General features: G+C 70.5%; 6 protein-coding genes. 5 read left to right on the top strand and 1 reads right to left on the bottom strand.

The annotated features are described in order from the left end of the window. Positions 1-497 precede the first annotated feature (497 nt). Positions 498-1,298: a DeoR/GlpR family DNA-binding transcription regulator gene (locus ACFKCF_RS44415; RefSeq protein WP_394501401.1), complete on the bottom strand. Its 801-nt coding sequence runs from the start codon at positions 1,296-1,298 to the stop codon at positions 498-500. Positions 1,299-1,459: 161 nt separating this feature from the next. Between ACFKCF_RS44415 and ACFKCF_RS44410 the strand changes: the two genes are divergently transcribed. The 5 genes from ACFKCF_RS44410 (at position 1,460) to ACFKCF_RS44390 (ending at position 9,128) form a co-directional block, all read left to right on the top strand. After that, the gene (locus tag ACFKCF_RS44410; RefSeq protein ID WP_394501400.1) at positions 1,460-3,988 is read left to right on the top strand and encodes a PA14 domain-containing protein; all 2,529 of its coding nucleotides are present in this window, start codon (positions 1,460-1,462) and stop codon (positions 3,986-3,988) included. A gap of 195 nt (positions 3,989-4,183) precedes the next feature. Next, entirely contained in the window at positions 4,184-5,260 is a 1,077-nt protein-coding gene (locus ACFKCF_RS44405) for an ABC transporter substrate-binding protein (RefSeq protein ID WP_394501399.1), read from the top strand. Between the two features lies 1 nt (position 5,261). Continuing rightward, positions 5,262-7,226, top strand: a complete 1,965-nt coding sequence (locus tag ACFKCF_RS44400) for a sugar ABC transporter ATP-binding protein (RefSeq protein WP_394501398.1) — start codon at positions 5,262-5,264, stop codon at positions 7,224-7,226. Next, positions 7,219-8,178: an ABC transporter permease gene (locus ACFKCF_RS44395; protein WP_394501397.1), complete on the top strand. Its 960-nt coding sequence runs from the start codon at positions 7,219-7,221 to the stop codon at positions 8,176-8,178. The genes ACFKCF_RS44400 and ACFKCF_RS44395 overlap by 8 nt, the downstream gene beginning before the upstream one ends. Beyond that, on the top strand, positions 8,175-9,128 hold the full coding sequence (locus tag ACFKCF_RS44390; RefSeq protein WP_394501396.1) for an ABC transporter permease: 954 nt from the start codon (positions 8,175-8,177) through the stop codon (positions 9,126-9,128). Before ACFKCF_RS44395 ends, ACFKCF_RS44390 begins: the two co-directional genes overlap by 4 nt. Positions 9,129-9,245 lie beyond the last annotated feature (117 nt).

The following is a 9,245-nucleotide window of genomic DNA, read 5'->3' as shown; positions in this document are numbered from 1 at the left end:
TTCCAACAGCGGAGCTCCTGTGGTGAGGATGTCTTGGAGTGACACACCTCTTCTACAGCAGCTCCGCTTCCTCGTTCATAGACCTTGACGAACAGACCCCCGCTTTAACTGAACGGCGTTGGCCCTAGCCCCCCCAGCCCCCAGCCGTGCCGAGGGCCGAGGACGGCGACCGTGACGGGCCCTGAGGCCGGGAGGCGGAGCTGGCGCACGATGCCCACTGATGCCCGGCGGGCCGGCCCTGCAGCACCTTGATTCGGTTCCTCCGCGCGCCCGCTCGCCCGCGCCCGCTCGCCCGCGCCCGCTCGCGCCGCCCGACCCCGACCGGGGCCGTCTGGGCCGTGCCCGTCTGCCTGGCTGGACGTGGCTCTACGTCCCTCCTCCGTGCCGAGCCCTTGCCCGCGCTGGCCGTCCACCCGGGGCCGGGGCCGGGGCCGGATCCGGGGCCGGATCCGGGACCCGCACAGGGGCGCCGCGCGGGCGGCTGGACGGTGGCAGGGTCAGAATTGGGCGACGTGGAGGCGGACGCCGCGGGCGCTCAGGTCGTCGAGCACGTCCCGGGGTGCCGCGTCGTCCGTGACCAGGTGGTCGATCCGGTCCGGCGGCACCGTCTGGACCATCGTGTCCACGCCGACCTTGGTGTGGTCGGCCAGCACCACGACCTCCTCCGCGGCCGCCGCCAGCGCTCGGTCGACGCCCGCCACCTGCATGTTGGGCGTCGACAGGCCGCGCTCGGCCGTCAGGCCGTTGCCCGAGATGAACGCCCGGCGCACCCGCAGCCCCGCCAGCGAGTGCTCGGCGGCGCTGCCCACCAGGGCCAGGATCGAGCCGCGCAGCGTGCCGCCGGTGAGCATCACCTCGACCCGCGGCGACCCCGCCAGCGCTTGGGCGACAAGGAGGGAACTGGTCACCACGGCCAGCTCGGAGTGCCTGGTCAGGCGGCGGGCGAACTCCTGCGTGGTGGTGCCGGGCCCGATCACGATCGCGTCGCCGTCCTCGACGAGGGCGGCGGCCAGGTCGGCGATGGCGGCCTTCTCGGCGGACTCGAGCGACACCTTGTGCGCGTATCCGGCCTCGCGCGACAGCTCGCCCGGCAGGGTGGCGCCGCCGTGGTGGCGGTTGAGCAGGCCCTCCGACTCCAGCGCGCGCAGGTCGCGGCGGACGGTGACCTCGGAGGAGTGCACGGCCTGGGCGAGCTCGCGCAGCGACACCGCGCCGTTGGCGCGCACCAGCTCCAGGATGCGCTGCCGGCGCTCAGCGGCGAACACGGGTCTGCGTCCGTCGCTCTGCGTGTCGCTCACGTCCCGATCATAGTGGACACGCCAAGATGAGTTCACCTCTGATCGTATGAGAACGAATTTGATCGGAAATCTTGACCGGCTCGGTCCGCGGATGCTTACTTGAGAGCGTGTCAGGGTCAAAGCTGTCCGAACCTGATCGGCGCGTCTCGAAAGGACCCCCCGTGCGCAAGCGCCTCGCGTTCCCGCTGGCCGTACTGATGTCACTGTTATGGCAGCCGTCGCTCCCCGCCACCGCCGCAGCTCCCGACCAGGCCGCCGCCCCGAACGGGCTGCGCGGTGACTACTACCTCGCCTCCGGGGCGGGGAAGTTCGACTTCGCCGAGCTGAAGGCAAGCGTCGTCGACCCCAACCTGGAGCTGACAGACCTGAATCCGACGTTCAGGCTGCTGACCGGCAGGGAGGACGACGTCTCCGTACGGTGGACGGGTCAGATCCAGCCCAAGTACTCCGAGACGTACACCTTCTCCATCATCGGCGACAACGGCTTCCGACTCTGGGTGGACGGCAAGCCGATCATCGACCACTGGGTGGACGACTGGGACCGGGAGCAGACCGGCACCCCGATCGCCCTGGAGGCGGGCAAGAAGTACGACGTCAAGGTCGAGTACTTCGAGCACTTCGGCGGCGCGAACCTGCGCCTGCGCTGGCAGAGCCCGAGTCAGCCGAAGCAGATCGTGCCCGCGGAGGCGTTCACGCTGCCCGCGGGGTTCGCGCCGCCCGGGCCGTCCGACGCCAGGGTGGTCGCGGCCGGTGACGTCGCGACGCTGACGTTCGCCAAGCCCCTGGGAGCTCTGCCCGCGGACGCGATCAGCAAGCTGGACGTCACGGTCGCGGGCACCAAGTGGCCCACCAGCTCCGCGACCCTGAAAAATCCGCAGACGGTGGAGCTGAGGCTCAAGTATCCGATCCCGTCCAAGGCCGGCAGCACCGTCCGCGCCGCCTACAACGGCGCCGGCGGCCTCACCTACGCCGACGGCAGCGCGGTCGAAGCCTTCCCGTACGCCTACGTCGCCAACGGCTCCGCCTACATCCTGCGGACGAAGTGGTCTGACGACGTCAACCCGGCCGCCCCGCTGCCCGAGTATCCCCGGCCCCAGCTCGTCCGGGAGCGCTGGCGCAGCCTCAACGGCACGTGGCAGTTCGCCCCGGCCAAGGCGGACGAGGCCGCGCCCGTCGGCCGCGACCTGCCCGAGCGCATCGTCGTGCCGTACCCGGTGGAGTCGCAGCTGTCCGGCATCGGCCGGCACGAGGAGCGCATGTGGTACCGCAGGACGTTCGACGTGCCCCGCTCGTGGCGCGGCGAGCGGCTGCTGCTGCACCTCGACGCGGTGGACTGGCAGTCGACGGTGTACGTGAACGGCAAGCAGGTCACCACCCACAAGGGCGGCTACGGCAGGATCACCGTGGACGTGACCGACGCGCTCAGGCGCAGCGGCCCGCAGGAGCTGATCGTCGGCGTGTACGACCCGACCGACGCCGGCGCCCAGGCCATCGGCAAACAGCGGCTCGACCCGAGCGGCATCTGGTACACCGCGAACTCCGGCATCTGGCAGACCGTCTGGATCGAGCCGGCCGCCAAGCAGCGCGTCGACCGCGTCGACACCGTGCCCGACCTGCGCGGCCAGGCACTCTACGTGACCGTCCAGGGAACCGGCGGCAAGGCGACGGTCATCGCCAGGGACGGCCGCCGCGTCGTGGGCAAGGTGACCGGCCAGGTGGGCCGCGAACTCAGACTCCCGGTGCCGAACCCCAAGCTCTGGACCCCGGACAACCCGCACCTGTACGACCTGGAGGTCAAACTCGAGGACGACAAGGTCGAGTCCTACTTCGGGATGCGCTCCATCGCGGTCTCCGGCAACCGCATCCTGCTGAACGGACAGCCCGTCTTCCAGCTCGGCCCCCTCGACCAGGGCTTCTGGCCGGACGGCATCTACACCCCGCCGACCGACGAGGCGCTGCGGTACGACCTTGAGCAGACCAAGGCGCTCGGCTTCAACGCCGTCCGCAAGCACGTCAAGGTCGAGTCCGACCGCTGGTACCACCACGCCGACAAGCTCGGCCTGCTGGTCTGGCAGGACATGCCGGCGGCGTTCCGCACGGATGACAGACCCCAGTACGAGGCCGAACTGCGCGAGCTCGTCGACCAGCACCGCAGCAGCCCGTCGATCATCATGTGGGTGCCGTTCAACGAGGGCTGGGGCCAGTACGACCAGGCGCGCATCGCCGATCTGGTCAAGAGCTGGGACCCCTCGCGCCTGGTGAACAACATGAGCGGGATCAACTGCTGCGGCGCGGTCGACGGCGGCAACGGCGACGTCAAGGACTTCCACATCTACCCGGGCCCCGGCAACCCCGGCAAGCCGTCGGGGACGCGCGCGAACGTGCTCGGCGAGTACGGCGGGCTCGGCCTGCCGCTGATCGGCCACACCTGGTCGGGCGGCGGCTGGGGCTACGCGGTCGAACCCGACCCGGAGGCCCTCACCACCCGGTACGTCGGGATGGTCAAGGAGCTCGAGCGACTGCACGCCTGCGAGCAGCTCAGCGCCGCGATCTACACCCAGACCACCGACGTGGAGACCGAGCTGAACGGCCTGATGACGTACGACCGGGCGGTCATGAAGCCGGACGTGAAGCGCGTACACGACGCCAACACGGCCCTGACGAGCGCCATCAACCCAACCTGCACCTGAAACACCGCACCTGAAACACAGCGCGGGGGCAGCGCGCGGGAGACACCGCGTCTGGAAGCCACGTGCGTAGCTCCTGCTCGAACCGCGGCGCCAAGCCCCGCCTCAGCCTCGGGCGTGAACACGGCGCTCGCGGGTGAACGCCGGTCGTCCGGGCCCCTGTGGCCCGGGCGCCGGGCCTGATAGGAAAGGAACGCCATGACCCCCCATATCCGGACAGCCGCATTAGCACTGGCCGTCCTCCTCACCGCGGCCGCATGCGCCAAGGCGGAGGCGCCGCAGAGCGCGCCCGCCGCCGCGAGCACGGCGGGGCAGCAGGTCGTGCAGTCGCCCACCGGCTCGGCCGGGCCGACGTGCACGCTGGATCAGTTCGGCGGGACGAAGTTCGACCTCAAGACGGCGACGGTCGGGTTCTCGCAGTCGGAGAAGGAGGCCAACCCCTTCCGCATCGCCGAGACCAAATCGATCAAGGACGAGGCCGCCAAACTCGGCATCGCGAACCTCAAGGTCACCAACGCCCAGTCGCAGTTCTCCAAGCAGATCACCGACGTCCAGCAGCTCATCGCCCAGGGCGTGCGGCTCCTGGTCATCGCGCCCCTGAACTCCGACGGCTGGGAGCCGGTCCTCCAGCAGGCCGCCGCCAAGAAGATCCCGATCATCACGGTGGACCGGAAGATCAACGCCAAGGCGTGCAGCGACTACCTGACGTTCATCGGCTCGGACTTCTACGAGCAGGGCAAGCGCGCCGCCGACCGCATGATCGAGGCGCTTGGCGGCGAGGGCAGCAAGAGCAGGGTCGCCATCCTCCTCGGCGCCCCCGGCAACAACGTCACCACCGAGCGTACGAACGGTTTCAAGGACCGCGTCAAGGAGAAGGCGCCCGGGATCACGATCTCGTTCGAGCAGACGGGCGAGTTCGCCCGCGAGAAGGGGCAGCAGGTCACCGAGCAGCTCATCCAGTCCAACCCCGACATCAACGGCATCTACGCCGAGAACGACGAGATGGCCCTGGGCGCCGTCACCGCGCTGAAGGGCGCGGGCAAGGAGCCCGGCGACATCAAGATCGTGTCGGTGGACGGCACCCGCAGCGCCGTCCAGGGCATCGCCGACGGCTGGCTGCACGCGGTCATCGAGTCGAACCCCCGCTTCGGGCCGCTCGCCTTCGAGACCGCCCAGAAGTTCCTCGACGGGCAGCCCATCCCGGACAAGGTGGTCATCTCCGACCGGGACTACGACACGGGCAACGCCAAGGACTCCCTCGGTGAGGCGTACTGACTTGGAACCGGTTCTCGAGGCCCGGGCGGTCAGCAAGCGCTTCCCCGGCGTACTCGCTCTCGACGGCGTGTCCCTCGCCCTGCGCCCGGGCGAGGTGCACGCCCTCGTCGGCGAGAACGGCGCGGGCAAGTCCACGCTGATCAAGGTCTTCACCGGCGTGTACCGGCCGGACGGCGGCGAGCTGCGCCACCAGGGCGCTCCCGCCGTCTTCGGCACCCCCATGGAAGCGCAGCGCGCCGGGATCTCCACCATCTACCAGGAGGTCAACCTCGTCCCGATGATGAGCGTGGCCCGCAACCTGCTGCTCGGCCGCGAGCCGCGCGGCCGCTTCGGGGTGATCGACGCGGCCGCGATGCACGGGGAGGCGCAACGCGTTCTCGCCGGGTACGGGGTCGCGACCGACGTCCGAAGGCCGCTGCGCACCCTCGGGGTCGGAGCCCAGCAGATGGTCGCCCTGGCCAGGGCGGTCTCGGTGGACGCGCGGGTGGTCATCATGGACGAACCCACGTCCTCGCTGGAGCCGCGCGAGGTGGAGACGCTGTTCGGGGTGATCCGGCGGTTGCGGGACGCGGGGATCGCCGTCATGTACGTCAGCCACCGGCTGGACGAGCTGTACCGGGTGTGCGACCAGGTGACGGTTTTACGGGACGGCCGTGTCGCCCACTCGGGGGCGCTCGCGGAGGTGGAGCGGCTGCGGCTCATCTCGCTCATGCTGGGCCGCGACCTGAACGAGGTCCGTACGGGCGGCCTCACCCGCTTCTCCCGCACCCGCCACCGCACCGCCACGCTCGCACCGTCACCACCGAGCTCCGCAGCATCGGCGGGACCCGCAACCTTGGGGAGACTCGCGGCCTCGGGGAGCCCGGTAGCCCGTGCGGCACCGGCGGGACTCCCGACGTCGGAGGGATCTGCGGCCTTCGGCGGTGATCCAGCTGCCGTGTCCGGCGAGGGTGATGCCTCCGCGGCGGTGGGCAGCGAGGGTGGTGCCTCCGCGGTGGTGTCCGGCGGGGGCGGTGCCTCTGCGGCGGTGGGCGGCGTTTACGCCGATTCCGGGGGCGACGGGCAGGGGAGCGCAGCCGCCGTGGTCGAGGCGCGGGGGCTGTCGCGTCGTCACGTTCTCGACGGCGTGGACGTGGCCATCGCGCCCGGTGAGGTCGTCGGACTGGGCGGTCTGCTGGGCGCGGGGCGGACCGAGACGGCGAAGGCCATCGTCGGCGCGCTCCCGCTCGACGGCGGCCAGGTGCTGGTGGCGGGCCGGCCGCTCAAAAGAGGGACGACGGCGGCGATCAGGGCGGGGGTGAGCCTGCTGCCCGAGGACCGCAAGGCCGAGGGCATCATCCCGACCCTCTCGGTACGGGAGAACATCGCGCTGGCCGCCCTCCCCGGTCTGGGGACGGCGGGCGTGGTGTCCGACGCGAAGATCGACCGGGTGGTCGAGATCTTCATGCGGCGGCTGAGGATCAAGGCCGCGTCGCCGCATCAGCTGGTGTCGGAGCTGTCCGGCGGCAACCAGCAGAAGGTGCTGCTCGCCCGCTGGCTGGCCGTGCGTCCCAAGGTGCTGCTGCTCGACGAGCCCACCCGGGGCATCGACGTCGGGGCGAAGGCCGAGGTGCAGGCGCTGATCGACGAACTGGCCGAGGAGGGGCTGGGGGTGCTGCTGATCTCCTCCGACCTGGAGGAGCTGGTCGAGGGCGCCGACAGGATCCTGGTTCTGCGCGAAGGCGCGGTCGTCGGGGAGCTGTCGGGCGACGAGGTCACCGAGGAGAGGATCATGGCGACGATCGCGGAGCACACCACCGTGGATCAGCCGTTCACCGATCAAGCCGTGGATCAGCCGCTCACGGATCAACCCGTGGATCAGCTGCTCACGGATCAAGAGGCGACGGAGCGGGCGGCTGCGGACGAGGCGGCCGTGGGGCAGGCGGGCGAGGGGCAGGCGGGCGAGGAGCGGCGGGGCGATGGCTGAGCTCACCGTGCAGGCGCGCGTCGCGGTGCTCAAGCCGCGCGTGTTCGCCTGGGTCCAGGACTACGGCGTGTACGCGGCGGTGCTGGCGCTGCTGCTGTTCAACGTGCTGTTCACCCCGCACTTCCTGGACGCCGCGAACTTCCGCACCCAGCTCGTCCAGGTCACCCCCATCGTGATCGTCTCGCTCGGGATGGCGCTGGTGATCGGCACCCAGGGCATCGACCTGTCGGTCGGCTCGGTGATGGCGCTCGCGGCCGCGCTGGTCGTGCTCTACCTCGGGTACGGCTGGCTGCCCGCGCTGATCGTGGCCGTGGCCGGAGGCGCCGTGGTCGGGGCGGCGGGCGGGGCGCTGGTGGCGTACGTCGGAGTGCAGCCGATCGTGGCCACCCTGGCGCTGCTGGTCGGTGTACGCGGGCTGGCGAACGTCCTGGTGCCGCAGCTCGTCGAGTTCCGCAACCCGGACCTGATCGCGCTCGGCAGCAGCTCGGTCGCCGGGATCCCGGTCATCGTGCTCATCGCGGTGGCGCTCACGGTGGTCGTGGTGTTCGTGGTGCGGCGGACCACGTTCGGGCGGCAGGTGGTGGCGATCGGCGGCAACCGGTCGGCCAGCGAGCTGTCCGGGCTGCCGGTCAAACGCGTGCTCCTGACCGTCTACGTGATCTCCGGGCTGCTGGCGGCGCTGGCCGGGGTGCTGGCCACCGCCCGGCTGCAGGCCAGCGACCCCACCTCGCTCGGGCTCTTCATCGAGCTGTCGGCGATCACGGCGGTCGTGGTCGGCGGCACCCCGCTGACCGGCGGCCGCATCAGGGTGCTGAGCACGGTCATGGGCGCGCTGCTCATGCAGCTGCTGTCGGCCACGCTGATCAAGCACAACCTGCCGCAGTCGTGGACCCAGATGGTCCAGGCGGTCATCATCCTGGCCGCCGTCTACGCCACCCGGGAGCGCCGATGAACCGTGAACAGGTGAGCCGCATCCTCCAGCAGCACGGCGCCATGATGGTGCTCGGCCTGCTGGTGATCGTGGGCAGCCTGGCGTTCGACTCGTTCGCCACGCCGGAGAACGCGGCCAGCGTCGTCGTGTCGTCGTCCTTCCTGGCGATCATCGCGATCGGGATGACGTTCGTCATCATCAGCGGCGGGATCGACCTGTCGGTGGGGTCGCTGTTCGTGCTCGGCGGCGTGCTGGCCGCGTACGGGTCGCAGTACGGGCTGTTCGTGGCGCTGCTGCTGCCCCTGGCCGTGTGCGGGGTGGTCGGCCTGCTCCAGGGCCTGGTCATCGCGCGTACGGGGATGGCGCCGTTCATCGTGACCCTGGCGGGGCTGCTCGGCGTGCGCGGGCTGATGCTGGCGATCTCGAACGAGGGCGCCACCACCTATCTCGTGAAAAATCCGGCCTTCGCCACCCTGGGCCAGGGCGAGCTCCTCGGCCTGTCGTACCCCGTCCACATCACGATCGTCCTGGCCCTGCTGGCGATGGTCCTGCTGCAACGCACCGGCTTCGGCCAGAACGTCTACGCCATCGGCGGCAACGAACAGGCGGCGGCCTTGATGGGCGTCCCGGTCATGCGCACGAAGGTCTACGTGTACGTCATGTCCGCCCTCCTCGCGGGCCTGGCGGGGGCGTTGAACGCGGCCCGGCTCTCCTCCGGGGTGACAATTCTCGGCATCGGCCTCGAACTGGACGCCATCGCGGCCGTGGTGATCGGCGGCACCCTGCTGACCGGGGGAGCGGGCGGCATCACCGGAACCGTGGCCGGCGTGCTGCTGCTCGGCGTCATCCAGAGCCTGATCAACCAGGTGGGGAGCCTGACGTCGGCGTTCCAGCAGGTGGTGAGCGGGATGTTCCTGGCGCTCGTCGTGGTGGCGCAGCGGCTGCTGAGCAAGGCGCAGCGGCTGACGTGAGGACGGGCGGGCGCCGTACGTGACTCTCCTGAAGACCGTCGGGCGGCGGGTCGGTCACGGCCGCTGTACAGGAGGAAGACTCACGATTGATGTAAGCCGTTTGCAAGATTCGCCACT

Source organism: Nonomuraea sp. JJY05 (assembly GCF_043496855.1).
Taxonomy (GTDB): Bacteria; Actinomycetota; Actinomycetes; order Streptosporangiales; family Streptosporangiaceae; genus Nonomuraea.
This window is presented reverse-complemented; position numbering and strand designations above follow the sequence as displayed.

Coding starts and splice junctions, on each gene's coding strand:
- ACFKCF_RS44405 (WP_394501399.1), top strand. CDS start 4,184: ATGACCCCCCATATCCGGACAGCCGCATTAGCACTGGCCGTCCTCCTC.
- ACFKCF_RS44390 (WP_394501396.1), top strand. CDS start 8,175: ATGAACCGTGAACAGGTGAGCCGCATCCTCCAGCAGCACGGCGCCATG.
- ACFKCF_RS44395 (WP_394501397.1), top strand. CDS start 7,219: ATGGCTGAGCTCACCGTGCAGGCGCGCGTCGCGGTGCTCAAGCCGCGC.